General features: G+C 45.3%; 24 protein-coding genes and 1 pseudogene. 16 read left to right on the forward strand and 9 right to left on the reverse strand.

Annotated features, from left to right (window positions below; all coding sequences use genetic code 11):
* Positions 1–81 precede the first annotated feature (81 nt).
* The 5 genes from spoIISB to steT form a co-directional block, all read right to left on the reverse strand.
* The gene (gene spoIISB / locus MY9_RS07115; RefSeq protein WP_003239095.1) at positions 82–252 is read right to left on the reverse strand and encodes a three component toxin-antitoxin-antitoxin system antitoxin SpoIISB; all 171 of its coding nucleotides are present in this window, start codon (positions 250–252) and stop codon (positions 82–84) included.
* A complete protein-coding gene (spoIISA, locus tag MY9_RS07120; protein WP_014663666.1) occupies positions 252–998 on the reverse strand; it encodes a toxin-antitoxin-antitoxin system toxin SpoIISA in 747 nt (248 codons plus the stop codon). Before spoIISA ends, spoIISB begins: the two co-directional genes overlap by 1 nt.
* 109 nt (positions 999–1,107) lie before the next feature.
* Entirely contained in the window at positions 1,108–2,109 is a 1,002-nt protein-coding gene (locus MY9_RS07125) for an inorganic phosphate transporter (protein WP_014663667.1), read from the reverse strand.
* A 12-nt stretch (positions 2,110–2,121) separates the two neighbouring features.
* On the reverse strand, positions 2,122–2,739 hold the full coding sequence (locus tag MY9_RS07130; protein ID WP_003218470.1) for a DUF47 domain-containing protein: 618 nt from the start codon (positions 2,737–2,739) through the stop codon (positions 2,122–2,124).
* A 276-nt stretch (positions 2,740–3,015) separates the two neighbouring features.
* A complete protein-coding gene (gene steT, locus MY9_RS07135) occupies positions 3,016–4,332 on the reverse strand; it encodes a serine/threonine exchanger (protein WP_014663668.1) in 1,317 nt (438 codons plus the stop codon).
* Positions 4,333–4,719: 387 nt separating this feature from the next.
* On the opposite strand from steT, the gene MY9_RS07140 reads away from it, so the two are divergent.
* The 4 genes and pseudogenes from MY9_RS07140 to MY9_RS07150 all read left to right on the forward strand — a co-directional run bounded on the left by MY9_RS07140 (position 4,720) and on the right by MY9_RS07150 (position 9,040).
* Positions 4,720–5,670 (forward strand): ring-cleaving dioxygenase, encoded by a 951-nt coding sequence (locus tag MY9_RS07140; protein WP_014663669.1) that lies wholly within the window; start codon positions 4,720–4,722, stop codon positions 5,668–5,670.
* Between the two features lie 84 nt (positions 5,671–5,754).
* Positions 5,755–5,899, forward strand: a pseudogene (locus MY9_RS21535) (hypothetical protein).
* Positions 5,900–5,906: 7 nt separating this feature from the next.
* Entirely contained in the window at positions 5,907–8,057 is a 2,151-nt protein-coding gene (locus MY9_RS07145; protein WP_014663671.1) for a glycosyltransferase family 39 protein, read from the forward strand.
* 11 nt (positions 8,058–8,068) lie between these two features.
* Entirely contained in the window at positions 8,069–9,040 is a 972-nt protein-coding gene (locus MY9_RS07150; RefSeq protein ID WP_014663672.1) for a glycosyltransferase family 2 protein, read from the forward strand.
* 180 nt (positions 9,041–9,220) lie between these two features.
* Here the strand turns inward: MY9_RS07150 and MY9_RS21775 are convergent, their stop codons facing one another.
* Both MY9_RS21775 and htrA read right to left on the reverse strand, forming a co-directional pair.
* Complete coding sequence (locus tag MY9_RS21775) at positions 9,221–9,397, reverse strand: hypothetical protein (protein ID WP_014663673.1); 177 nt, start codon at positions 9,395–9,397, stop codon at positions 9,221–9,223.
* A 159-nt stretch (positions 9,398–9,556) separates the two neighbouring features.
* The gene (gene htrA / locus MY9_RS07160; protein ID WP_014663674.1) at positions 9,557–10,927 is read right to left on the reverse strand and encodes a serine protease HtrA; all 1,371 of its coding nucleotides are present in this window, start codon (positions 10,925–10,927) and stop codon (positions 9,557–9,559) included.
* A 165-nt stretch (positions 10,928–11,092) separates the two neighbouring features.
* Between htrA and proG the strand changes: the two genes are divergently transcribed.
* From proG to MY9_RS07210, 10 genes are all read left to right on the forward strand, one after another.
* Positions 11,093–11,911 (forward strand): pyrroline-5-carboxylate reductase ProG, encoded by an 819-nt coding sequence (gene proG / locus MY9_RS07165; protein WP_014663675.1) that lies wholly within the window; start codon positions 11,093–11,095, stop codon positions 11,909–11,911.
* Positions 11,912–12,039: 128 nt separating this feature from the next.
* Positions 12,040–12,864 (forward strand): D-aminopeptidase DppA, encoded by an 825-nt coding sequence (gene dppA, locus MY9_RS07170; protein WP_014663676.1) that lies wholly within the window; start codon positions 12,040–12,042, stop codon positions 12,862–12,864.
* Between the two features lie 16 nt (positions 12,865–12,880).
* Positions 12,881–13,807 (forward strand): dipeptide ABC transporter permease DppB, encoded by a 927-nt coding sequence (gene dppB, locus MY9_RS07175; protein WP_014663677.1) that lies wholly within the window; start codon positions 12,881–12,883, stop codon positions 13,805–13,807.
* 5 nt (positions 13,808–13,812) lie between these two features.
* Positions 13,813–14,775 (forward strand): dipeptide ABC transporter permease DppC, encoded by a 963-nt coding sequence (gene dppC / locus MY9_RS07180; protein ID WP_014663678.1) that lies wholly within the window; start codon positions 13,813–13,815, stop codon positions 14,773–14,775.
* Between the two features lie 4 nt (positions 14,776–14,779).
* Entirely contained in the window at positions 14,780–15,787 is a 1,008-nt protein-coding gene (gene dppD, locus MY9_RS07185; protein WP_014663679.1) for a dipeptide ABC transporter ATP-binding subunit DppD, read from the forward strand.
* Positions 15,788–15,789: 2 nt separating this feature from the next.
* Positions 15,790–17,439, forward strand: a complete 1,650-nt coding sequence (gene dppE / locus MY9_RS07190) for a dipeptide ABC transporter substrate-binding protein DppE (RefSeq protein ID WP_014663680.1) — start codon at positions 15,790–15,792, stop codon at positions 17,437–17,439.
* Between the two features lie 87 nt (positions 17,440–17,526).
* Entirely contained in the window at positions 17,527–18,486 is a 960-nt protein-coding gene (locus tag MY9_RS07195) for a S66 peptidase family protein (RefSeq protein ID WP_014663682.1), read from the forward strand.
* Positions 18,483–19,583, forward strand: a complete 1,101-nt coding sequence (gene ykfB, locus MY9_RS07200; RefSeq protein ID WP_014663683.1) for an L-Ala-D/L-Glu epimerase — start codon at positions 18,483–18,485, stop codon at positions 19,581–19,583. The genes MY9_RS07195 and ykfB overlap by 4 nt, the downstream gene beginning before the upstream one ends.
* Positions 19,580–20,470, forward strand: coding sequence for a gamma-D-glutamyl-L-lysine dipeptidyl-peptidase (gene eepC / locus MY9_RS07205; RefSeq protein ID WP_014663684.1), 891 nt, complete (start codon positions 19,580–19,582; stop codon positions 20,468–20,470). The genes ykfB and eepC overlap by 4 nt, the downstream gene beginning before the upstream one ends.
* A gap of 12 nt (positions 20,471–20,482) precedes the next feature.
* Positions 20,483–21,472: an ABC transporter ATP-binding protein gene (locus MY9_RS07210; RefSeq protein ID WP_014663685.1), complete on the forward strand. Its 990-nt coding sequence runs from the start codon at positions 20,483–20,485 to the stop codon at positions 21,470–21,472.
* A 35-nt stretch (positions 21,473–21,507) separates the two neighbouring features.
* Here the strand turns inward: MY9_RS07210 and pgl are convergent, their stop codons facing one another.
* Positions 21,508–22,557 carry a 6-phosphogluconolactonase gene (gene pgl / locus MY9_RS07215; protein WP_014663686.1) on the reverse strand — a complete coding sequence of 350 codons (1,050 nt, stop codon included), beginning with the start codon at positions 22,555–22,557 and terminating at the stop codon, positions 21,508–21,510.
* Between the two features lie 89 nt (positions 22,558–22,646).
* Positions 22,647–23,507, reverse strand: a complete 861-nt coding sequence (locus MY9_RS07220; RefSeq protein WP_014663687.1) for a dimethylarginine dimethylaminohydrolase family protein — start codon at positions 23,505–23,507, stop codon at positions 22,647–22,649.
* A 159-nt stretch (positions 23,508–23,666) separates the two neighbouring features.
* On the opposite strand from MY9_RS07220, the gene MY9_RS07225 reads away from it, so the two are divergent.
* Together MY9_RS07225 and hmpA are read left to right on the forward strand one after the other, a co-directional pair.
* Positions 23,667–24,185 carry an acyl-CoA thioesterase gene (locus MY9_RS07225; protein WP_003232595.1) on the forward strand — a complete coding sequence of 173 codons (519 nt, stop codon included), beginning with the start codon at positions 23,667–23,669 and terminating at the stop codon, positions 24,183–24,185.
* Between the two features lie 239 nt (positions 24,186–24,424).
* On the forward strand, positions 24,425–25,624 hold the full coding sequence (hmpA, locus tag MY9_RS07230) for an NO-inducible flavohemoprotein (protein WP_014663689.1): 1,200 nt from the start codon (positions 24,425–24,427) through the stop codon (positions 25,622–25,624).
* Positions 25,625–25,653 lie beyond the last annotated feature (29 nt).

The following is a 25,653-nucleotide window of genomic DNA, read 5'->3' on the forward strand; positions in this document are numbered from 1 at the left end:
CTCTGTTTGTATTTATTATATGTAACCCATTAAGAAAAGGAATAAGGACAAGAGCTGTTTTCTCTTGTCCTTTTAGTGTGATCATGCTTTTTTTCGTTTATACTCGTCAATCAGCCGTTCGTTTTCTTTGAAGATTCTTGCTGTGTGCGGACTGACTTGATAGCTTGCGACACTGGTGGTTGAACGTTTTTTCAGGATTTTAAACGGTTTGGCCGCTCTGGGCTCGCATCCGTTTTGAAACGCACGTTCCATTATCCTTCACCTTCCTCCTCAATTGGCAGCACCAAATCATATATGCTTGTTAATGACGTAAATAGCAAATAATCGAATTCCGTAACAATGCTGTCAGACGTCAGCTTGATGACATAGTTCTTTGTCTCAATGGTAAAAGGGATGAGAACCATTTTTCCGTATTGGTCGTAATAAACATCCTTTCGATCGAGCCGTGTTTGTACATCTGCCGGATCATCCATATGCTCGGTTAACCGGTCTTTATCAGCCTGCGTCGTATATTGGCAAAGAGAAGCCGTTAAGTTCATTTTATCAGCATAGGTTTTCAGCAGCTTATCAATGCCTTCAGCATAAGCATCTATACTTCCATAATAAACATGGATCGGTTCGTTTTTCAATAGGTATTGGTATGTTTTCAGCCGATTGAGATACATGTGGAGCATTTCGTTGTTTTCTTCAAGAATTTCTCTTGTGTCTGTTTCAAGCTCGCTGCCAGCCAGTTTTTTGACGTATGCACTTAAGAAGATGAAAGCATCAATCAAAGCAAAGCTGACTGCGACAATGAGATACCGATCCCAGTGGGTAAATAGGGAAGTGGGCTCATATGTCCAGTATACCATAGCGCCCAGAACAAACAGCAAATACCATGTTTTCCGGATGGCGGACATTTTTTCTTTGACCTTCGCTTCAAAACGCCACGTGGCATACACGTATAACCCCAGTCCAGCCACAATGCACCAGACCATGATCTGAAAGAATAAAACCATACTCGACTCCCTCACATCTGAAATAGGTTCTGCTTATTGTATTCGAGAGATCCGGATGGTTTTCCTCTTCCATCAAAAAAACCGCTCCTTTGACAGAAGCGGTGTGACATTAAAAAATCATATTTAAAATAAAGTAGGCGATGGCACCAAGTGTCGCTGAAATCGGAAGCGTAATGACCCATGTAATGAGCATTCGCTTGGCCGTACCCCAGTTTACGCCTTTTACTCGGTGTGACGCACCGACGCCAAGAATTGATGAAGAAATGACGTGGGTTGTACTGACCGGCAAATGAATAAATGTAGCGCCGAAAATAATGGCTGCCCCGGTTAAGTCAGCGGAAACCCCGTTTACCGGGCGAATTTTCATGATCTTTCCGCCAACGGTTTTGATGATTTTCCAGCCGCCGATTGATGTTCCTAGACCCATGGCTGTCGCGCAGGCGAATTGCACCCAGGTAGGAATATCGTTAGAAGAAGTATGTAAATTCGCTGTGATGAGAGCCATTGTGATAATTCCCATTGCTTTTTGCGCATCGTTTGTTCCGTGCGTATACGATTGCAGGGCAGCTGTTACAATCTGCACTCTGCGGAATTGCTTGTTTGTTTTCGCCAAATTGCTGTCTTTGAAAATCAGCTTGACGATACTGTATAAAATAAAACCAAGGACAAAAGCGATAATCGGTGAAAAGATCAATGCTTCAATGATTTTAATGAAGCCTTTATAATTTAACGCAGTAAATCCGGCTGCCGCAACGGCTGCTCCGGCAATAGCTCCAATGATGGCATGGGACGAGCTGCTTGGGATGCCGTAGTACCATGTGATAAGGTTCCAGGCAATCGCAGCGACTAGCGCGGCCAGAATTACGACAGAGCCATTTTCCAGAGTATAAGGATCTACAATGTCTTTCGTAATGGTTTTGGCAACACCTGTAAATGTCATTGCTCCGATAAAATTCATCACAGCCGCCATGATAATGGCATGGCGCGGTTTCAGCGCTTTAGTTGATACCGAAGTCGCAATAGCGTTCGCCGTATCATGAAACCCATTGATGAAATCAAACGCCAGAGCACAAATGACTATTAGTATTGTTAATATGAATAGAATATCCATTTTTACCCCTCGTTACGCGTTTTTCATAATGATGGTTTCAAGATTATTGGCAACACTTTGGCAAGAGTCGGCAATTTCTTCAAGCGTTTCATAAATTTCACGATATTGAATAACTTTAATAGGATCTGTTTCATTTCCGAAAAGATTCTTTAATGATTTTCTGTGCAGGTTGTCACAGCTGTGCTCATACTCTTTAATTTTGATAGCGTGAGGCTGAATATCCTTTAACCGGTTTTCTGCCAGCAGTTCAATTGTAATTAAAATTTCTTTCGCACATTCTCTGATGTATCCGCTGAATTTATCGATATGCTCGTCAGATGAGGTAATTGAGAAAATCTCCATCATGGCAGAGAAATGTTCGATTCCGTCAAGCACATCATCCAGGCTGTTTGTCAGCTGAAGGATATCTTCGCGTTCAATAGGAGTGATGAACGCTTTGTTAAGCTCTTTAATCATGACATGAACATGATTGTCACCTTTTGTTTCATATTCCTTTAACGTATCTGCGAATTCTTTAAGCGTCGTTTGGTTTGTGACCTTAAAATTCACAAAATATTCGGCAGTTTCGTCTATGTTCTTTGCAATTTCTGTTAAAAGGAGTGAGAACTTATCTTTTTTTCTTCTTATCATTAAAAACCCTCCATAGTTTGAATGAGACAATGCACACATCAAATTATTATATAGCCTTTTGTCGAAAAAAAACAGGTAAAGTCGAAAAAAACACGGCTTGACTTTTTCTGCAAATCATGTCCCCTTATTTTGACCTACTTCGATTCAAAAAACCGACCCAAGTTTGCAAAATCTTTCTGCTTAACGTAAAAAGTATATCAAAAGTTGTGTTTTTCCTGTCAACTTTTATCTTCTGTTTCACCAAAAAACGGTTCCCTAAACAAGGGAACCGTTTTATCAGCTTGCTTTTCGTTTTTTCATCCAGTAATAAACAGGCAGTCCGGCAAGGCCGATGAGGATGGATAATCCGCAGCTCATTGTATCTGTAATGAGTGTGCTGCCTAATACAAAGAAGGAGCCTGCGATGGCCAAAATCGGCATGAATGGATAAAGCGGAACACTGTAAGCGCGCTTTTCTCCCTTTGTTCGCTTGCGGAGAATAAACACCGCAAAAAAGGCCATCACATAAAAAATGTAGATCATAAAAATAGAGATTTCAGAGAGCTTATCCGGGTTGCTGATCAGCATCATAATCAAAGCCAAAGCAATCTGGAAGGAAATCGCGATCCATGGTGTGCGGAATGTCGGGTGTACATGTGAAAGCTTATCAGCAAATGGAAGCTGTTTGCGTTCTGCCATTGCAAATGAAACACGCGGGAAAGAAAGTACTTTTCCATTTAAACACCCAAAGATGCTGACGATAATTCCGACACTGATCAGCTTTCCGCCAATTGAACCGAACAGCATGGTGGCAGCAGTACTTGTCGCATTTTCGCCAAGTGTGACAATTTCGTTCGCAGACAGGATGTGAAGCAATGCAAAGTTAATGAAAATATAGATGGCTGTTACGATTAATAATCCGCCCGTCATTGCGCGTGGCAGCAGCTTTTCGGGATTTTTCATTTCTCCGCCGAGAGCGGCCAGAAGAATCCATCCGTCGTACGCAAATAGTGTAGCCAAAATGGCCGCTCCGAAGTTCATATCGGAAATACTTTCGTTTACTGCTGTGAAGATGTGCTGATCACCTTTCCAAAGGCCGAAGATGATGATGCATGCAATCGGAATCAGTTTACCGATCGTTGTCAGCGTTTGGACAAAGCCGCCGTATTTTGTACCGATTATATTAATGACGCATAAAAAGAGAACTGCTATAATTCCGATTGCTTTTGACAATCCAGATCCCCAGCCGAAAAGATTCGCCATTAAAGAGCCAAAATATAAACCCAGCGCGGCTATAATCGCCGGACCGTAAATGATAATCTGCACCCAGCCGCACAAAAATCCCCAAAATTCGCCATACACTTCTTCAAGGTACGTATAAAGCCCGCCGGTTTTTGGAATCTGCGTTCCGATTTCCGCGATTGTCAAACCGCCTGCCAACGTTAAAATCCCGCCTAACAGCCAGGCGAAAAGCGCGGTTTTTGAATCACCTGAATAAGCAAGCACAGCGCCGGGCTTCATAAAAACACCAGAGCCGATAATGGTTCCGATGACAAGAGTAAGGGCAAACAAGAGGCCTATCTCTTTTTTCAAACCGTTGTCTTCAGTATGCATGTCCGTAACCTCCTATGGTGTTGAAGCTTCATGATGAAGAATCTATTTTTTCATATTGTAAACCCTATTTTAGAAAAGTGAAATAAAATAAATTTTCTGATTTTCGATATTTGCTTTTCGTTCAGTTGAAAAAACGGTGGAAACGTCTCTTCCAACAATCTATAAACGAATGAATCGCATTATTTCTTTTTATAAAGTTCGTGTTTTCTGCAGAGGAATTTTAGACGGATCAGAGAAGAGGCAGAAGTCAGAAAATGAACGAACCGTCGGTGAAGCTGATATGTTGACTTTCCCTTGCGAATAAAATACCTTGTTATTAGAACAATAAATAGATAACTATGATATGATATCTCGAAATCGAGATAAAATAACCTGGAGGGACAGCATATGAAAGTCAACGGCATTCACCATGTATCGGCATTAACGGCCGACGCACAAAAAAACTTGGATTTCTATAAGAAAGTATTAGGATTAAAGCTCGTCAAAAAATCCGTCAACCAGGATGAACCAACAATGTATCATCTGTTCTACGGAGATGAAGTGGCAAATCCGGGAACTGAGCTGACGTTTTTCGAGATTCCCCGCATTGCACCATTTCATGCGGGAACAAACAGTATTTCTTCTATTGGGTTGCGCGTCCCAAGTACAGAAGCTCTCCATTACTGGAAAGAACGTTTTGAAGAGCACGAAGTGGCGCATAGCGGCATCTCAAAAAGAGCCGGACGTGACATATTGGCATTCCAAGATCATGAAGGGCAGCGGCTTGTGCTGACTGCTGATGAGAAAGGAAAAGGATATGGCCTGCCTGTTAAACAGAGCGGCATTCCGGAAGAATTTTCGTTTCGCGGATTAGGGCCGGTTGAACTGACTGTGCCATATGCCGAATCAACCTTACACGTGCTGACGAATATTCTTGGATTTACAGAAATCAGCCGTGAACCAGTTGGAGGACAAGGAACCGCTGTTATTTTGGAATCAGGTGAAGGCGGTGCGGCAACGGAAATCCATTTAATAGAAAGAAACGATCTTCCGCGCGAGCGCCAAGGAAAAGGAAGTGTTCACCACGTTGCATTTCGGGTAAGAGATGAAGAAGAACTTGCCGGGTGGCATCAGATCATCAGCCGGGAAGGCTTTAGCAATTCTGGCATTGTTGAGCGCTACTATTTCAAGGCGCTGTATTTCAGAGAACCGAACGGCATTTTGTTCGAATTATCAACAGACGGACCGGGCTTTATGGTAGATGAAAATCTTGATGAGCTTGGCCAAACGATCGCTCTTCCGCCATATCTTGAGCATCGAAGAGCTGAAATTGAAGCGAAATTGAAACCGATCCAATAAATTGTGATTCATTTGCCTTCCGGCGCCGCCGGAGGGCTTTTTTATTTTGGTAAAACAGCATCACCCATTGGAATGAAATATCAGATTACGGTTGGGAGAAATGGCTTAGATCAGCTGTATCTAGGATGATTGGCATGAAATGGCCTCGGCAAAAATATTGTCTTTGTTTATTAATAGTTTATTCATATTTGCTTGTTACACTATTTCCAAGTTAGACAAAAAGGAGTGAAAAACACGTGGAAAAGAAAAAACGCGAGCTGGATATCGTCCTCATCCTCATTTTGCTCGCATCTGCATTCTTAAATATCTATAACATCTGGAATGATGATACGGTGAATCCTTATTACACCGCTGCAGTCACAAGTATGATGCAAAGCTTTCATAATTTTTTCTATGCCTCATTCGACGCGGCGGGGTTTATAACGGTTGATAAACCGCCTATTACGTTCCAGATACAAACCATCAGCGCACTTATATTCGGTATGCACGGGTGGAGCGTCATCCTACCTCAGGCACTTGCTGGTGTAGGTTCTGTCCTTTTAATGTATCTGTTAATAAAACCGACATTCGGTAAGACGGCAGCAAGAATTGCCTCTTTCATCATGGCATGTACACCGATTGCTGTAGCTGTAGCACGTACAAACAATGTTGATGCATTACTGGTATTTTTCTTATTGCTTGCTACATGGCTTCTCTTTAAAGCAATCAGAAAAGGAAAGCTGATCTGGCTGTTAGCAGCGTTTTTCGTTGTTGGAGTAGGTTTCAATACAAAAATGCTGCAGGCTTACATGATTTTACCGGCTTTCTTATTATTCTATTTGATTGCGGCAAACGCTACGATGAAGAAAAAAATCATTTCGCTGGTAAGTGCGTTAGCCGTATTAGCAGCCGTTTCGTTATCGTGGCCGCTCATTGTTGACAATATCCCTGCAAGCAAGCGGCCTTATATCGGAAGCAGCCAAACCAACTCTGTGCTGGAATTGGCTTTTGGTTATAACGGAATCCAGCGGCTGACAGGCCAAAATTCCGGCAGCGGCCAGGGTGCGCCAAACAAAGACGCTTCAAAAGAAATGTCTTCTTCTGATAACACTCAAGCACCGCCTAATCAGTCATCAAGTGATGACAAATCCTCAAATGGAAATATGGCGGCACCTCCATCCAATGGCCAAATGCCAAGCGGAGGAGAAATGCCAAACGGCGGTCAAGGAGGACCTCCAAGCGGCGGAGATGGCGGCCAAGGAGGACCTGGCGGAGACGGAGGGAAAGGCGGAACAGGAACCGGCTCAAAAATGCAATCAGGTTCAGGAATGTTTGGAACGGGAACACCTGGTCCACTGCGGCTTTTCCAAACAGAGTTATCTGATCAAATCAGCTGGCTTCTGCCATTTGCGATTTTTGGAATCGCAGGCTTACTGATCGCTGGCGCGAGAGAAAGAAGAAGATTATCTATAGAGCAGAAGGAAACGGTGTTCTGGGTAGCGTGGCTTGTACCGATTGCCGGATTCTTCAGTGTCGCAGAATTTTTCCATCATTATTATCTCATCATGCTGGCACCGCCGATTGCGGCTCTTGTCGGTGCGGGGTGGGTTGCCCTTGTTCATCTGTACCGCAATCAGACAGGCTGGAAATCATGGCTTCTGCCAGGCGCAATCATTGCGACAACTGGATTTGAATTGTTTATTCTCAGAAACTACAACGATCAAATCGGTGTTGGATGGAGTATCGGGGTAGGGGTTATAGGCGTGTTGTCAGCGATTGCTTTGCTGCTGTTCAAACAGCGCCAAAAACCGATCAGTTATTATACTTCGCTTGTAGCTCTTCTCGCATTGCTGGTGATGCCGATATATTGGGCAAGCACACCGCTATTGTACGGTGGCAACAGTTCACTGCCTGAAACAGGCCCTCAGCTCGCATCAATGAGCGGAAAAGGCATGGGAATGTCTGATGCGACTGTAAATGAAAAACTGATCAAATATCTAGAGGAGAATAACGCCGGAGCTGAATACCTATTCGCCACAACCGATTCGAACACAGCGGCGCCATATATCATTAAAACGAAAAAAGCTGTCATGGCTATTGGCGGATACAGCGGTTCTGACCCGGCGATCACGCTGACTCAATTTAAAAAGCTCGTAAAAGAAGGAAAAGTGAAATACTTCTTGGCTTCAGGAATGGGGAAAGGCGGAAACAATGACATTGTCGAATGGGTTGAGAAAAATGGAAAAGAAGTAGCATCAGAAAAATGGCAATCAAGTTCTGATCAAGAAGATACTGCAGCTGATACATCAAGCAACAGCAAGGATTCAGGTCAAACCGGCAAAATGGGCGGCGGGCCTGGCGGAATGAACCAGTCAGCAACATTATACGAACTAAATGCTGATGAATAGGAGGAAAAAACATGAGCAGACATATTCAATATTCAATTGTTGTACCTGTGTATAACGAAGAGCTTGTCATTCATGAAACCTATCAGCGCTTAAAAGAGGTCATGGATCAAACGAAGGAAAACTACGAGCTGCTTTTCGTCAATGATGGAAGCAAAGATCGCAGTATTGAGATTTTAAGAGAGTACAGCCTGATCGATCCGAGAGTAAAGATTATAGACTTTTCAAGGAATTTTGGGCACCAGATCGCGATTACAGCGGGTATGGATTATGCACAGGGGAATGCCATCGCCGTCATTGACGCCGATTTGCAGGACCCTCCTGAGTTAATTTTAGACATGATTGAAAAGTGGAAGGAAGGCTATGAGGTCGTATACGCCGTACGTACAAAACGAAAAGGGGAAACCTTTTTCAAAAAACAGACAGCGGCCATGTTTTACCGGCTTCTCAGCAGCATGACAGATATTGATATCCCGATTGATACCGGGGATTTCCGCCTCATGGACAGAAAAGTCTGTGATGAAATGAAAAAATTAAAGGAAAAAAACCCTTTTGTCCGAGGACTCGTCAGCTGGGTAGGCTTCAAACAAACGGCAGTTGAGTATGTACGTGATGAAAGGCTTGCCGGAGAAACGAAATACCCGCTTAAGAAAATGCTGAAGCTTTCAATGGACGGCATTACGACATTTTCACATAAACCGCTGAAGCTGGCAAGCTATGTCGGAGTCTTAATGTCAGGCGCAGGATTTCTGTATATGTTTATCGTACTGTATTTGAAGCTGTTCACAGACAGCACGATTACCGGCTGGTCATCACTTATTGTGATCCAGCTCCTGTTCAGCGGCATTGTCCTTCTGATTCTCGGCATGATCGGCGAATATATCGGCAGGATCTATGATGAAGCCAAAGACCGGCCACTTTACATCGTACAGAAATCGTACGGGATTGAAAATAAAAGACTCTATAGAGACCAGCACATGTCATAACCTTAAAACCTCTGTCTTAACGGGCAGGGGTTTTTATGTTCTGCCGATCAAAGTGAAAAATACGAATAGATATATGGAATAAGAGAAGGCGGAAGAGATTTCGGGCTTGTACTTCGGTTCACTCACGCTGAAAGAAAAACGGCAAAGCCTAATCGTTTTCGTCTTAGGCTTTGCCGCATGTCAGCTATTATATTGGGGGGCTTTTAAGAAACGCATGATCACTGCTGTACCAGTGACGTTTAATAGAATACTGGCACCCAGTACAACTCTCCATGCCAACGTCGATTCAGAGAGAAGAAAGCTCAGCAAAAGAAAAGCTAATCCTGCGCAGATCATACTCAATCCCGCGTTTTTCATGTTTATACCTCCTAGCAAACGATGTTTCTAGCATCTTGATGCGAACGATGTCAGTCTGTATGATATACGGATATCTCGCCAGAAAGTTTCATAGAGCAGTTAGGTCTTTGTCTATTAAAAAAGCCTCAGGCCGAATTTTGCGGTCTGAGGCTTTATCTCTTACGAAGTTTTCTCTTCTTTTTGATCGAGTTTAATTTTTTTCGTCATTTCTTTGCCGTTTCTGAGAATTTTCACTTCAACGGTATCACCGATTTTTGCGTCTTTATATAAGATATTGCGCAATTCACTGCCTGTATCGGTTTCTTTACCTTTTAGGCCGATGATAATATCCTCCGCTTTTAATCCAGCCTTTTCAGCAGGAGAGCCTGAAGCGACCTCACGGATGTAAACACCTTTATTCAGCTGGCTGCCGAATAGGCCGAGTGTGCCTTCTTGGTAGTTTTGCGGCACTTGTTCTAGATCAAGCATGCTGACACCGATATATGGACGTTCAATTTGCCCTTTCGACAGCAATTCTTCAGCAATCGGTTTTACGTCATTGCTTGGAATGGCAAATCCGATACCCTCAACATCATCCTCACTGATTTTCATGCTGTTAATGCCGACAATTTTGCCGTCTGTATTTAACAAAGGGCCGCCGCTGTTACCTGGGTTAATTGCTGCGTCTGTCTGAATGACGTTAATGCTCGTTTCGCCGGCTGAAGTAGACATTGAAACCGTCCTGTCCACGCCGCTTACAATTCCTTGTGTTACCGTGCGGGACAGGTCTTTTCCAAGCGGATCCCCAATCGCAATAACGGTCTCGCCTGTTCTGAGATCAGATGAATTTCCGAAGTTTGCCACTTTTGTGACATGATCATCACTGATTTGGAGGACAGCTAAATCAGTTAACGAGTCACTGCCTACCAGCTTTGCTGTCACTTCAGTGCCGTCATATAAAGATACCTTCAGTGAAGATGCTCCTTCTACGACGTGGTTATTTGTAATGATATAAGCCTTGCCATTCTCTTTTTTGAAAATGACACCAGACCCTGAACCGCTTTCTGTGTCTTCGCTGGAATCAGAGCTGGAACTGGATGAGCCAGAGCCGAACAAAGAGCTGTTTGATTGTGCCTGAAGATTTGTAATGCCGACTATTGCTGGTGAAAGGTCTTCTACCATATCTGAGATTTTAGAAGAGTCCTCGCTCTTGAATGCAGATGAGCTGCTTGAGCTTGATGAGCTTTTTTTAGATTCAGAGGACGTGCTTTTAGCAGTAACAGATTGCGTTTGCTGCTGGCTGGATGATTGTTTTGCAGTGTCCTGAGAATCATGGTCGCCAAGCGGTGTAAACGTGTAAATGCCAAGGGCGAGACTGCCGCCGATCACTCCGCCAAGCAACGGCCTGAACCATCCGAACCCTCGTTTTTTCTTCTCCTGATCATGAATGACATTGCGTGCTGAGTAGGAGGTGCTCTGATCGTTCTCTTTTGTTAAAAAGACCTCATTCTCATTACCTTCCGTTCTGTTTTCATCACGATAGTTATCCATTATGTTCACTCCGTTTCTCTATTTTCACATTACTATTTATGATAGGTTTATGACTTGAGTTTATCATAAACAAAAACTGTGGGATAAAAATGAAAAGATTATGGGAAATTGTGAAAAAGTGCGGAAAACGGTACACTTCTTATTGTATATGAAAGGACTGAGTCGATGGAACAGATTGGATTGATTGGCTATGGCAGCATGGCGGATATGATCGCCAGACAGCTGTTAAAGCATGGACAAATAAAAGAGAATGAGCTATTTATTGAAACGAGAACGAAGGGAGAGCGGCTGCAGGCACTCATGTCAGATTACCCAAACGTATCGGCTGATTCGCTGGAGAATTGGGCAAATACATGCCAATTGATTTTGATATGCGTCCCGCCGCTCCATGTCATCGAAACAATGCGCCGTCTGCACCCGTATGTGAACAGAAATACTCACATCGTATCCATAGCTGCCGGTGTGCCGCTTCGTCTTTTGGAGGCAGAAACAGAAGCGGGTATCTCACGCGTTATTCCTGCCATTACGTCCGAAGCAGAAGCCGGCATCTCACTTGTCGTTCACAGTGAAGCATTGGCTGCGGAGAAGAAAGAGCATCTGAATGAATTGTTATCGGTTTTCAGCCGTGTACGAGAAATCAAAGAATCGAATGTTGATGCGGCCAGCAATTTAACGAGCTCGGCACCGGGATTCATAGCTGCAATCTTTGAAGAATTGGCACTGTCTGCCGTCAGAAACAGCAGCCTGTCCAAAGAAGAAGCCTTTGATTTTCTGATTCATTCACTATACGGAACTGGCAAGCTGCTGATTGAAAAAAATATGTCTTTCGAGGAGACGCTGGAACGTGTTGCAACGAAAGGCGGAATTACGGGAGAGGGAGCTGAGGTGATACGCGCCTCTGTGCCGGACGTTTTTGATCAGGTGTTTGAAAGAACGCTGAAAAAATATGAACTGCTTACAGAACAGACAGAGAAACAGACATGAATCCTTGCAAGAGGATTCTTTTTTTATCACTGAATGGTCGAGATTTTCCCCAGTTATATTGCATTTTTCCTCTTTTTTTAATATAATTTGTTAGAATATTCATAATTTAGTAAAAAAGGAGGGGCGTTATGAAATTGTACCTGTCAGTAGATATGGAAGGTATTTCGGGTCTTCCGGACGATACCTTTGTGGATTCCGGCAAGCGTAATTATGAACGCGGGCGGCTCATTATGACTGAAGAAGCAAACTACTGTATTGCCGAAGCATTTAACAGCGGGTGTACCGAGGTGCTGGTCAATGACAGTCATTCGAAGATGAATAATCTGATGGTTGAAAAGCTTCACCCTGAAGCAGATTTGATTTCCGGTGACGTCAAACCATTTTCAATGGTTGAGGGACTGGATGATACGTTTACAGGCGCTTTGTTCCTCGGTTATCATGCGAGAGCCTCGACTCCCGGTGTCATGTCACACAGCATGATTTTCGGGGTCCGTCATTTTTACATAAACGATCAGCCTGTCGGTGAGCTTGGGCTAAATGCATACGTTGCCGGTTATTATGATGTCCCTGTATTAATGGTAGCCGGGGATGACCGGGCGGCGAAGGAAGCGGAAGAGCTCATTCCGAACGTGACGACAGCCGCGGTCAAACAAACGATTTCAAGATCTGCAGTGAAGTGCTTGTCGCCTGCGAAAGCCGGACGGCTGTTGACAGAAAAAACCGCATTTGCCCTGCAAAACAAGGACAAGGTCAAACCGCTTACACCGCCTGACAGGCCGGTTCTGAGCATTGAATTCGCCAATTACGGCCAGGCAGAATGGGCGAATCTGATGCCGGGAACGGAAATCAAAACGGGAACCACAACCGTTCAATTTCAGGCGAAGGACATGCTTGAAGCCTATCAGGCGATGCTTGTCATGACTGAGCTTGCGATGCGGACATCATTCTGCTAAAGGGGTGTTTTAGGCTTTGGCACGATACATGATAAAGCGTTTTTGGGCAATGGCAGCTACGATTTTGGTGATTACCACCCTGACTTTTGTTCTCATGAAGGTCATTCCCGGATCTCCTTTTAACGAGGAGAGAGGCACAAATGAAGCCGTTCAAAAAAATCTCGAAGCCTACTATCACTTAGACGATCCTCTCATTTTCCAATACATCATCTACCTAAAATCCATCATTACATTCGATTTTGGACCTTCAATAAAAAAACCATCCGACAGCGTAAATGACATGCTGGAACGCGGATTTCCCGTTTCCTTTGAGCTTGGAATGACGGCGATTGTCATTGCTGTGATTTCTGGGCTGGTACTGGGCGTAATCGCTGCGCTCCGCCGTAATGGCTTTTTGGACTACGCTGCGATGAGTCTTGCGGTACTTGGCATCTCCATCCCGAATTTTATTCTCGCAACATTGCTCATCCAGCAATTTGCAGTCAATCTCAAACTATTTCCTGCTGCCACATGGACGAGCCCGATTCATATGGTGCTTCCGACCGCAGCGCTTGCTGTAGGGCCAATGGCGATCATTGCCAGGCTGACACGGTCAAGCATGGTCGAAGTTCTGACTCAGGATTATATCCGCACAGCAAAAGCAAAAGGGCTTTCCCCGTTCAAAATTATTGTGAAACACGCACTCAGAAATGCACTCATGCCCGTCATTACCGTCCTGGGCACACTCGTCGCCAGCATCTTAACAGGAAGCTTTGTCATTGAAAAAATCTTTGCCATTCCGGGAATGGGAAAATATTTTGTGGAAAGCATTAATCAGCGGGACTATCCCGTGATTATGGGAACGACCGTTTTTTACAGCGTCATTCTGATCATCATGCTGTTTTTGGTCGATTTGGCCTACGGTCTCTTAGACCCGCGCATTAAACTGCATAAGAAAGGGTGAAGCGTGTGAATCTCCCTGTACAAACGGATGAACGCCAGCCAGAACAGCACATTCAGGTGCCGGATGAGTGGTTTGTCTCAAATCAGGAAAAAAATCGGGAAGCCGATTCGGTCAAGCGGCCGAGTTTGTCATACACGCAGGATGCCTGGAGGAGGCTGAAGAAAAATAAATTAGCGATGGCCGGACTCTTTATTCTATTATTTCTTTTTGTCATGGCAGTTATCGGGCCCTTTATATCGCCTCATAGTGTCGTACGCCAATCGCTGACCGAACAAAATCTTCCGCCCTCAGCCGATCATTGGTTCGGCACCGATGAACTCGGCCGGGATGTGTTTACCCGAACATGGTATGGCGCGAGAATTTCGTTATTTGTCGGCGTGATGGCAGCGCTGATTGACTTTGTGATCGGTGTCATTTACGGAGGCGTTGCCGGCTATAAAGGCGGCAGGATTGACAGCATTATGATGCGGATTATCGAAGTGCTGTACGGGCTGCCGTACCTGCTTGTTGTCATTTTGCTGATGGTGCTCATGGGACCGGGTCTGGGCACGATTATTGTGGCGCTGACTGTGACCGGATGGGTCGGAATGGCGAGAATTGTAAGAGGCCAGGTGCTTCAGATTAAAAATTATGAATATGTGCTCGCCTCGAAAACCTTTGGTGCGAAAACCTTTCGCATCATCCGGAAGAATTTGCTGCCGAATACTATGGGAGCGATCATCGTACAAATGACATTAACCGTACCTGCCGCTATATTCGCAGAATCATTTTTAAGCTTTCTCGGCCTCGGCATACAGGCCCCGTTTGCAAGCTGGGGCGTGATGGCGAATGACGGCCTGCCTACGATTTTATCTGGGCATTGGTGGCGCCTGTTTTTTCCGGCCTTCTTCATATCCTTGACGATGTATGCGTTTAATGTGCTGGGGGACGGATTGCAGGATGCGCTCGACCCTAAGCTGAGGAGGTAGCAGTATGGAAAAAGTTCTGTCAGTCAAAAATCTGCACGTGTCTTTTACGACTTACGGCGGGACGGTTCAGGCGGTCAGAGGGGTGAGCTTTGATTTGTATAAAGGAGAAACCTTTGCGATCGTCGGCGAATCCGGCTGCGGCAAAAGCGTGACCTCCCAAAGCATTATGGGCCTGCTTCCGCCTTATTCGGCGAAGGTGACAGACGGCAGCATTCTATTTAAAAACAAAGACCTTTGCCGTCTCTCTGACAAAGAAATGAGAAGCATAAGGGGAGCCGACATTTCTATGATTTTTCAAGACCCGATGACGGCGTTAAACCCGACGCTGACTGTCGGCGACCAGCTGGGGGAAGCGCTATTGCGCCACAAAAAAATGGGCAAAAAAGCGGCGCGGAAAGAGGTGCTTTCCATGCTGTCATTGGTCGGTATTCCAGATCCCGAAGAGCGTCTAAAGCAATATCCCCATCAATTCAGCGGCGGCATGAGACAGCGGATTGTCATTGCGATGGCGCTGATTTGCGAGCCTGACATCTTAATTGCGGATGAACCGACCACCGCCCTGGATGTAACCATTCAGGCCCAGATTTTAGAGCTGTTTAAAGAGATTCAGAGAAAAACGAATGTGTCTGTCATTCTGATTACGCACGATTTAGGGGTTGTTGCCCAGGTAGCTGACAGAGTCGCAGTCATGTATGCCGGGAAAATAGCGGAAATCGGCACAAGAAAAGATGTTTTTTATCAGCCGCAGCACCCATATACAAAAGGCCTGCTGGGCTCTGTCCCAAGGCTGGATTTAGAAGGCGCTGAGCTGATCCCGATTGACGGAACGCCGCCGGATTTATTTTCGCCTCCGCCGGGCTGCCCGTTTGCCGCCCGCTGTCCGAACAGGATGGTTGTGTGTGATAGGGTATACCCGGCCCAGACGATCAGATCTGACTCGCATACCGTCAACTGCTGGCTGCAGGATCAACGAGCAGAGCATGCGGTGCTGTCAGGAGATGCAAAGGGTTGAACATGAAAAGGGGGAAGAGGATGAAACGAGTGAAAAAGCTATGGGGGATGGGCCTTGCATTAGGACTTTCGTTTGCGCTGATGGGATGCACAGCAAATGAACAGGCCGGAAAAGAAGGCAGTCATGATAAGGCAAAAACCAGCGGAGAAAAGGTGCTTTATTTAAATAACGAAAATGAACCGACTTCATTTGATCCGCCGATCGGTTTCAATAATGTGTCATGGCAGCCGTTAAATAACATCATGGAGGGGCTGACGCGTCTTGGCAAAGAGAATGAGCCCGAGCCGGCAATGGCGGAGAAGTGGTCTGTATCAAAGGATAAAAAAACCTACACGTTTACGATTCGAGAAAATGCGAAATGGACAAACGGAGATCCGGTAACAGCCGGAGACTTCGAATACGCGTGGAAGCGGATGCTTGATCCGAAAAAAGGCGCTTCATCGGCATTCCTAGGCTATCTTATTGAAGGCGGCGAAGCGTATAACAGCGGGAAAGGGAAAAAAGACGATGTGAAGGTGACGGCAAAGGATGATCGAACCCTTGAAGTTACCCTGGAAGCACCGCAAAAATATTTTCTCAGCGTCGTCTCCAATCCAGCGTATTTTCCAGTAAACGAAAAGGTCGATAAAGACAATCCAAAGTGGTTCGCTGAGGCGGATACTTTTGTTGGGAACGGTCCGTTTAAGCTGACGGAATGGAAGCATGATGACAGCATCACTATGGAGAAAAGCGACACGTATTGGGATAAGGATACCGTAAAGCTTGATAAGGTGAAATGGGCGATGGTCAGTGACAGAAATACAGATTATCAGATGTTTCAATCAGGCGAACTTGATACTGCTTATGTCCCTGCAGAGTTAAGCGACCAGCTGATGGATCAGGATAACGTCAATATTGTTGACCAGGCGGGTCTCTATTTCTATCGGTTTAATGTGAACATGGAGCCATTTCAAAATGAAAACATCAGAAAAGCCTTTGCGATGGCTGTGGATCAAGACGAAATTGTAAAGTACGTCACGAAAAATAATGAAAAACCGGCGCGCGCCTTTGTATCGCCTGGATTTACGCAGCCCGACGGCAAAGATTTCCGTGAAGCGGGCGGAGACCTGATCACGCCTAACGAAAGCAAAGCGAAGCAGCTGCTCGAAAAGGGGATGAAGGAAGAAAACTATAATAAGCTTCCTGCGATCACGCTTACTTACAGCACAAAGCCGGAGCATAAAAAGATTGCCGAGGCTGTCCAGCAAAAATTAAAAAATACCCTTGGAGTCGATGTAAAGCTGGCCAATATGGAATGGAACGTATTTTTAGAGGATCAAAAAGCGCTGAAATTCCAATTCTCTCAAAGCTCATTTTTACCTGATTACGCGGACCCTATCAGTTTTCTGGAAGCCTTCCAAGCGGGAAATTCGATGAACCGCACAGGATGGGCCAATAAAGAATACGATCAGCTGATCCAAAAGGCGAAAAATGAAGCCGATGAAAAAACACGTTTCTCTCTTATGCATCAAGCTGAAAAGCTGCTCATCAATGAAGCGCCGATCATTCCAATTTATTTTTATAATCAGGTTCACCTGCAAAATGAACAAGTAAAGGGAATTGTCCGTCACCCTGTCGGCTATATCGATTTAAAATGGGCAGATAAAAACTGATGGCGGTGATTGAGGAAATACTGCTTCTTTATGCGAAGGAGCGGTATTTTTTCTCTTTCTTGCACGTATACGTAGGGTGCAGAGCAAATGAAAGGAGTGTTTCCGTTGAATCACAAGCCGAAAGCGCTGAAAAAGGGTGATACAGTCGGAGTGATCGCGCCCGCAAGCCCGCCGGATCCAAAAAAGCTTGACACCGCGCTTTTATTTTTAGAAGAGCTCGGTCTTCAGGTGAAGTTGGGCAAGGCACTGAAAAACCAGCACGGTTATTTAGCGGGACAGGATGATGAGCGGCTGGCGGATCTCCATGAGATGTTCAGAGACGAGGAGGTGAAAGCAGTGCTGTGCGCATGCGGGGGGTTTGGGACAGGACGTATCGCCGCGGGCATTGATTTCAACTTAATCCGCAAACACCCTAAAATCTTTTGGGGATACAGCGATATTACGTTTTTACATACTGCCATTCATCAAAACACAGGTCTTATCACCTTCCATGGCCCGATGCTTAGCTCGGATATTGGCCTTGACGACGTTCACCCGCTGACAAAAGCGTCATATAAGCAGCTCTTCCAGGAGACGGAATTCACCTATACTGAAGAGCTTTCTCCGCTGACCGTGCTTGTTCCCGGCAAAGCGGAAGGTGAGCTTGTCGGGGGAAATCTGTCTTTGCTGACGTCTACACTGGGCACGCCATTTGAAATTGATACGAGAGGAAAGCTTCTATTTATTGAAGATATTGACGAGGAGCCTTACCAAATCGACCGGATGCTAAATCAGCTGAAAATGTCGGGGAAGCTGACGGAAGCGGAGGGGATTTTAGTTTGTGATTTTCACAATTGTGTCCCGGTGAAGAGAGAGAAGTCTCTCTCTCTTGAGCAAGTGCTGGAAGACTATATTATAACAGCCGGAAAACCTGCTCTGAAAGGATTTAAAATTGGCCACTGCTCCCCAAGTATTGCCGTTCCGGTCGGTGCGAAAGCTTCTATGAATACAGCAGAAAAAACAGTTGTCATAGAGGCAGGTGTTTCAGAAGGGGCGCTGAAGACATGAAAATCATTCGAATCGAAACAAGCCGAATCGCCGTCCCGCTGACAAAGCCATTTAAAACCGCGCTTCGCACTGTGTATACGGCTGAATCAGTCATTGTCAGGATCACTTATGACAGCGGCGCAATCGGATGGGGAGAAGCGCCGCCGACGGTCGTGATTACAGGTGACAGCATGGATAGCATTGAAAGTGCCATCCACCATGTGTTGAAGCCGGCATTGCTTGGAAAAAGTCTGTCGGGCTATGAGGCTATTCTGCACGACATCCAGCATCTTCTTACAGGAAATATGAGCGCGAAGGCTGCTGTGGAAATGGCGCTATACGACGGCTGGGCGCAGATGTGCGGGCTGCCGCTTTATCAAATGCTTGGCGGATACCGGGATGCGCTTGAAACAGATTATACCGTCAGTGTCAACTCACCTGAAGAGATGGCCGCGGCTGCCGAGAATTATTTCAAACAAGGCTTTCAAACGCTGAAAATAAAGGTCGGAAAAGATGATATCGCAACAGATATCGCTCGTATCCAGGAAATCAGAAAACGTGTCGGATCAGCCGTGAAACTGCGTTTAGACGCTAATCAGGGGTGGACGCCGAAGGAGGCTGTAACTGCGATTCAGAAAATGGAGGATGCGGGCCTTGGCATTGAGCTTGTCGAGCAGCCTGTTCATAAAGATGATCTCACAGGGCTTAAAAGGGTGACAGATGCGACAGATACACCGATTATGGCTGATGAAAGTGTTTTTACACCGCGGCAGGCATTCGAAATTCTGCAAACCCGAAGCGCAGACTTGATCAATATTAAATTGATGAAAGCGGGCGGCATCAGCGGAGCTGAGAAAATCAATGCCATAGCGGAGGCCTGCGGGGTGGAGTGCATGGTCGGCAGCATGATCGAAACAAAGCTGGGCATTACGGCCGCGGCTCATTTTGCGGCAAGCAAAAGAAACATCACACGCTTTGATTTTGACGCGCCGCTGATGCTGAAAACAGATGTCATCAAAGGCGGTATAACATACAGCGGCAGCACGATTTCAATGCCTGGCAGACCGGGTCTCGGAATCACCGGGGCTGCGCTTTTGAAAGGGGAAACAGAGCAATGATGCACACCGTCATATCAGCAGTGGCCAACATCTGGACAGCGCCTGATTCACCGCGTCTGTCTGATCAATTCATGCTTCAACCGACTGTAAGGATCAGAGACTGGCTGGAGCGCATGACGTATGATGAACGGCTTGGATTATGTACAGACAATGTAATCCAAACTCAAGTTCTCTTTGGCGAAAAGGTACTTGTGACAGCAGAACAGGGGGAATGGGTTTCTGTGATCGTGCCTAGCCAGCCATCCCGAAAGGATCCGCGCGGATACCCGGGCTGGATGAAAAAGAACCAGCTGGAAAAATCTGCGCCCATCCATTCACAACACGATGTGATGATCAGCAAACCTGCTGCCTTTTTGTACAAAAGCAATGGAGAAAAGGAGATCGAATTGAGCTTTTTGACAGTTCTCCCCCTCATTGCAGAAGAAAACGGATATTTTAAGGTTTCGACCGTTTTTGGGGAAAGGTTTGTGAAGCAAAGTGATGCAGTGCCTGTCAGCGAACAGAAAGGGACTGCTGAAGACATCATTCAAACGGGGGCGTTTTTTCTTGGCCTTCCCTACCTGTGGGGAGGGATCAGCGGGTTTGGGTTTGATTGCTCCGGGTTTATGTACAGTATATTTAAGGCCAATGGATACCGCATCCCCCGTGATGCGGGAGATCAGGCTAAGGGGGGGAAGGATGTCCCGCTTGATGATATGAAGGCTGGTGACCTGCTGTTTTTTGCTTATGAGGAAGGAAAAGGAGCGATTCATCACGTCGGTCTCTCTGTTGGCGGCGGGAAAATGCTTCATTCTCCAAAGACGGGAAAATCAATCGAAATCCTTACATTAAAAGAAACAATCTATGAAAAAGAACTTTGTGCGGTGCGCCGCTGTTTTTCAGAATAAGGAGGGAGACAAATGACGCCACTGCCTTTGTTAGAAGTCAGCAAGCTAAAAATGCATTTTGACGCAGGGAAAAAGCGGACAGTCAAAGCCGTCGACGGGGTTACCTTTCAGATTCGTGAAGGAGAAACGTTCGGGCTAGTCGGGGAATCAGGGTGCGGTAAATCAACCTTGGGGAGAGTGCTGATGCGCCTCTATCAGCCAACAGAAGGAAGTGTGGTATACCGCGGCACAAATCTTCATGCACTAAGTGAAAAAGAGCAGTTTGCCTTCAACCGCAAACTGCAGATGATTTTTCAGGACCCCTATGCTTCATTGAACCCGCGCATGACCGTTCGAGAAATTATTTTGGAGCCGATGGAGATTCACAATCTCTACAATACCCATAAAGCGCGGCTTCTCGTCGTGGACGAGCTCCTTGAGGCAGTTGGGCTTCACTCCGATTTTGGCAGCCGTTATCCGCATGAATTCAGCGGCGGGCAAAGACAGAGAATCGGGATTGCGAGAGCACTGTCGCTGAATCCTGAATTTATCGTGGCGGACGAACCGATTTCTGCTCTTGATGTCTCGGTTCAAGCGCAGGTGGTCAATCTGCTGAAGCGGCTTCAAAAAGAAAAAGGGCTCACATTTTTATTTATTGCCCACGATCTTTCGATGGTGAAGCATATCAGTGACAGGATCGGTGTCATGTACTTAGGGCACATGATGGAAATTACAGAGAGCGGCACTTTGTATCGTGAGCCGCTACATCCCTATACAAAGGCGCTTTTATCCTCGATTCCGATTCCGGATCCCGAATTGGAGGACAATCGTGAGCGTATTCTCTTGAAAGGGGAGCTGCCGAGCCCAGTCAATCCGCCGAGCGGCTGCGTGTTTCGGACCCGTTGCCCGGAGGCGATGCCTGAATGCGGGGAATCCCGTCCCCAGCTTCAAGAAATCGAACCCGGCCGCTTTGTCGCTTGCCATTTGTATCGAACTGCTGAGACGAGAGAAAAGGTGAGATAGACAAAAAAGACTGGCTCCTGAGCCAGTCTTTGCTTTTATGCTTGATGTAAAAATTTCACACAAACCGGGTAAGGGACAGAAACAGTTGATGGAAGCAGTGTCAATCTGCCGGTTTCTTTGTCTCTTTCAAACAGGACAAGGCTGCCTGTTTCTTCATTTGAGGCAACGAGGAACCCTTCCGTTGGGTCAAATACAAAGTCACGAGGCCAGTTTCCTTCTGTCGAAACTCTTTCTATGAAAGCCAGCTCTCCTGAATATTGATTCACTTCAAATACGGCGATACTGTCGTGGCCGCGGTTTGCGACGTAAACAAAGCGTCCGTCCTGTGTGACATGAATTGCACTTCCCTGGCTGTTATCCGTAAAATCATCAGGGATGGCAGAAACGACCTGGATTTCTCTAAATTCACCGGCTGTCGGATTGTATTCAAGCGCAATCACTTCATTGCTTAATTCTGTCATCACATAAGCATATTTTTCTTTCGGATGAAAAGCGATATGGCGAGGCCCTGTACCGGGAGCGAAGGAATGGCTTCCGGATTCAGCCAATACGCCGTCTTTCAGCTTATAGGTGTACAGCTTATCTGTACCTAAATCAACCGCTACGACATAATTGTGTTCAGGTGTGAACCCTGCGTAGTGTGTATGCGGTTTTTCTTGTCTTTCGTGCGGCCCTTTTCCTGTGTGAGCGGCTTCAGAAGCAGGTGATTGCAAGCTGCCGTCTTCCTGAACCGGAAACGCGTGTATCTTCCCGCTGTGATAATTGGCAGTCAGTACGAATTGATTTTGATCATCAACGCTTACGTGGCATGGAGAAGGGCCATCAATTAACTGATGATTCAGAAATGTCAACTCGCCGCTGTTTTTATTGATTTGATAGGCAGCAACTCCGCCTTGGCCGTCTGCTTTTTCGATGGAATAAAGGATGGTGTTGTTTTTATTCGGCGTCACATATGTCGGGTTGCCCAGCTTAGCGGCAAGCTTTGGCTCGCTGAGTGCTTTTTTCTCAGTATCAAGCTCAAATGAATAAATTCCTTCGCTTCCGCCTTTTGTATATGTTCCGACATATCCTATGTATTTTGTCATGCGATTTCCCCCTTAAAAATGATGTCACCTCTATATTAACGTATCTTGATAAAATAAGCTGTTCAAAACATGAAAAAGGGGAAGATTCTTCATTCGCCGCGAATCAGCGGCAGTGTACAGCACCTGAAGGAGCCGCCTGATTTGATGATTTCTGACAGGTCAATTTCGATAATGTGGTAGCCTCTTTTTGATAGCTCTTGATTGACATGTTGGTTGCCAGGGAGGCTGATGATCGTTTTTCTCCCGATTGAAAGGACGTTGGTGCCAAGCGTAAATTGTTCGTCCTCGGGCACTTCAATAAGGTTATAACGTTTTGCCAGCATATCAGCTGCCTCTGGCTCAAGTGCTTGAGGATAAATTAACGCTTCGCTTTCAGATACAATGTTAAAAACACAGTCCAAATGCAAAAATTTTTCATGCAGCTTTACTGGAATGATCGTGTACTCAGGAAGTGCCTCTTCCAGCTGGCCGATGGCTGAAATGTCGGTGCGCTGGCTGATTCCGACGTATACGGTGTCACCATCGATAATGACATCCCCGCCTTCAATGCTTGTATCAAGCATACGGGTGTAAGAGATACCTTGGCTGTGAAATAAATTTTTTATAACGGCTTCTTCTCCTTGGCGAATCGGTTCAGTCATGCTCGACAGAAAGGCTTTTTCTCCGATGACAAACCCTATATCCCTAGTAAAAACCTGTTCTGGGAGTCCGTCGCGAACGGGCAACAGGATGACCTCAACGTTGTGTGACCTGAGTGCCTCCACTAAGCGGCTGTGCTGATCGTTGGCGGTTTTCACATGAATATTGTCATCTTCAAAATGTTTTTGTGTTTCGTTTATGACATCTTTTATGGTCATGTGCTCAGGTCTGCATAAAACCACTTTCTGAAGTGTGCCGTATTCCGTTCGGCATACCGTTTTGTGCTGAGATTTCGGGATGGATACGTCCATTTGTTTTTCCTCCTAAAGTGTGAAGAATACATTTATTATTCCCTCATCATGAAAATCATTAAACCATTTTAAATTTTAGACAAATGGAAGAGAATATTGTTTAATAGGAGAATATAAGTGCATTTAGCTAAAAGATCAGACATCAAAGGGGAGAAAGGTATGGAAACACCGGAAACAAGATTTTGTAAAGAGTCAAAGGTTGTAAAAACCAGCAGGGTGTTCCCGCTTGATACGAACAACCATAATACGCTGTTTGGCGGAAAATTAATGAGCTACATCGATGACATTGCCTCAATTTCTGCGGCGCGCCATTGCAGACGTGAAACCGTAACAGCTTCAATGGATTCTGTAGATTTTTTAAAACCGATCGGGCAAAAGGATTCTGTCTGCCTAGAGTCGTATGTGACATGGGTCGGCACATCTTCCATGGAAGTATTTGTGAAAGTTATTAAGGAGCATTTGATGACTGGCGAACGGGAACTCGCTGCCACATCCTTTTTGACATTTGTCGCATTAGATTCAAATGGCAAGCCGGTGCCTGTACCGAGAGTTGTACCGGAAACAGAAGAAGAAATCATGCTGCATAATACAGCTGTACAACGCGCTAATGAACGAAAGAACCGCAAGAAACACAGCCAGGCGCTTGCAAATGCGCTCGGAACTGATAAGCCTTGGTGAACGTTAAACCCAAAACATAAGTTGTTTTGGGTTTTTTTTGTACTTTTCAATGGTGATTATTACAATGGTTAGTCCGTTTTTGCTAGGGGATTCTATAAAAAAGCAACAAATGTCATGTTAAATTGATAATTTTGTGACAACTTTATTAAAGATTCATTTTAGATATATCTTTTATTCGTAAGATCATGTATTTTAAAGATATATTCTAAATACATCTTTTCGAAAGGATTGTTTATACAATGTTAGATAACAAAACAATCGAAATTATTAAAAGCACTGTACCCGTATTGCAACAGCATGGAGAAACAATCACTGGCCGTTTTTACGATCGGATGTTTCAAGACCATCCAGAGCTTTTGAACATTTTTAACCAAACAAACCAAAAGAAAAAAACACAGCGAACTGCATTGGCAAATGCCGTTATTGCAGCTGCGGCAAATATTGATCAGTTAGGAAATATTATTCCAGTTGTCAAACAAATCGGCCACAAGCACCGCAGTATTGGAATTAAGCCTGAACACTACCCGATCGTCGGTAAATATTTGCTGATTGCCATTAAAGATGTATTGGGAGATGCTGCAACCCCTGACATTATGCAGGCATGGGAGAAAGCGTACGGAGTCATTGCTGACGCGTTCATCGGAATTGAAAAAGAAATGTATGAACAGGCGGAAGAGCAAGCCGGCGGCTGGAAAGAGTATAAGCCGTTCGTCATCGCGAAAAAAGAGCGGGAAAGCAAAGAAATTACATCCTTCTATTTGAAATCGGAAGACGGCAAGCCGTTACCTGAATTCCAAGCGGGGCAGTACATCAGCCTAAAAGTTCGGATTCCTGATTCTGAATATACGCATATCCGCCAATACAGCCTGTCTGATATGCCGGGAAAAGACTATTATCGAATTTCAGTAAAAAAAGATGGTGTCGTGTCTTCCTATCTACATGATGGGCTTCAGGAGGGAGATTCAATAGAGATCAGCGCACCGGCAGGGGACTTTGTTTTAGATCCTGCATCACAGAAAGATCTCGTTTTGATTAGTGCCGGAGTTGGCATTACACCAATGATCAGCATGTTGAAAACATCTGTTTCCAAACAGCCTGAACGGCAAATTCTGTTCATTCATGCGGCGAAAAACAGTGAATATCACGCATTGCGTCATGAGGTAGAAGAAGCCGCAAAACATACTGCTGTTAAAACTGCATTTGTGTATCGCGAGCCGACAGAGGAAGACCGTGCAGGTGATCTTCAATTTCATGAAGGACAGATTGATCAGCAATTCCTCAAAGAACTGATTGCCAACACAGATGCAGATTACTATATTTGCGGTTCACCGTCGTTTATTACGGGAATGCATAAGCTTGTATCAGAGCTCGGATCAGCGCCGGAGTCTATCCATTACGAGCTATTCGGCCCGCAATTAAGTTTGGCACAGTCCGTTTAAACACGAAACTCTTCTCCTTTCAGAGAAGA

It is taken from the genome of Bacillus sp. JS (assembly GCF_000259365.1).
Lineage (GTDB): Bacteria > Bacillota > Bacilli > Bacillales > Bacillaceae > Bacillus > Bacillus stercoris.

Bases quoted from the DNA above. Each gene is read 5' to 3' on its own strand.
- spoIISB (WP_003239095.1), bottom strand. From the start codon at position 252: ATGGAACGTGCGTTTCAAAACGGATGCGAGCCCAGAGCGGCCAAACCG.
- spoIISA (WP_014663666.1), bottom strand. From the start codon at position 998: ATGGTTTTATTCTTTCAGATCATGGTCTGGTGCATTGTGGCTGGACTG.
- MY9_RS07125 (WP_014663667.1), bottom strand. From the start codon at position 2,109: ATGGATATTCTATTCATATTAACAATACTAATAGTCATTTGTGCTCTG.
- MY9_RS07130 (WP_003218470.1), bottom strand. From the start codon at position 2,739: ATGATAAGAAGAAAAAAAGATAAGTTCTCACTCCTTTTAACAGAAATT.
- steT (WP_014663668.1), bottom strand. From the start codon at position 4,332: ATGCATACTGAAGACAACGGTTTGAAAAAAGAGATAGGCCTCTTGTTT.
- MY9_RS07140 (WP_014663669.1), top strand. From the start codon at position 4,720: ATGAAAGTCAACGGCATTCACCATGTATCGGCATTAACGGCCGACGCA.
- MY9_RS07150 (WP_014663672.1), top strand. From the start codon at position 8,069: ATGAGCAGACATATTCAATATTCAATTGTTGTACCTGTGTATAACGAA.
- MY9_RS21775 (WP_014663673.1), bottom strand. From the start codon at position 9,397: ATGAAAAACGCGGGATTGAGTATGATCTGCGCAGGATTAGCTTTTCTT.
- htrA (WP_014663674.1), bottom strand. From the start codon at position 10,927: ATGGATAACTATCGTGATGAAAACAGAACGGAAGGTAATGAGAATGAG.
- proG (WP_014663675.1), top strand. From the start codon at position 11,093: ATGGAACAGATTGGATTGATTGGCTATGGCAGCATGGCGGATATGATC.
- dppA (WP_014663676.1), top strand. From the start codon at position 12,040: ATGAAATTGTACCTGTCAGTAGATATGGAAGGTATTTCGGGTCTTCCG.
- dppD (WP_014663679.1), top strand. From the start codon at position 14,780: ATGGAAAAAGTTCTGTCAGTCAAAAATCTGCACGTGTCTTTTACGACT.
- dppE (WP_014663680.1), top strand. From the start codon at position 15,790: ATGAAAAGGGGGAAGAGGATGAAACGAGTGAAAAAGCTATGGGGGATG.
- MY9_RS07195 (WP_014663682.1), top strand. From the start codon at position 17,527: ATGAAAGGAGTGTTTCCGTTGAATCACAAGCCGAAAGCGCTGAAAAAG.
- ykfB (WP_014663683.1), top strand. From the start codon at position 18,483: ATGAAAATCATTCGAATCGAAACAAGCCGAATCGCCGTCCCGCTGACA.
- eepC (WP_014663684.1), top strand. From the start codon at position 19,580: ATGATGCACACCGTCATATCAGCAGTGGCCAACATCTGGACAGCGCCT.
- MY9_RS07210 (WP_014663685.1), top strand. From the start codon at position 20,483: ATGACGCCACTGCCTTTGTTAGAAGTCAGCAAGCTAAAAATGCATTTT.
- pgl (WP_014663686.1), bottom strand. From the start codon at position 22,557: ATGACAAAATACATAGGATATGTCGGAACATATACAAAAGGCGGAAGC.
- MY9_RS07220 (WP_014663687.1), bottom strand. From the start codon at position 23,507: ATGGACGTATCCATCCCGAAATCTCAGCACAAAACGGTATGCCGAACG.
- MY9_RS07225 (WP_003232595.1), top strand. From the start codon at position 23,667: ATGGAAACACCGGAAACAAGATTTTGTAAAGAGTCAAAGGTTGTAAAA.
- hmpA (WP_014663689.1), top strand. From the start codon at position 24,425: ATGTTAGATAACAAAACAATCGAAATTATTAAAAGCACTGTACCCGTA.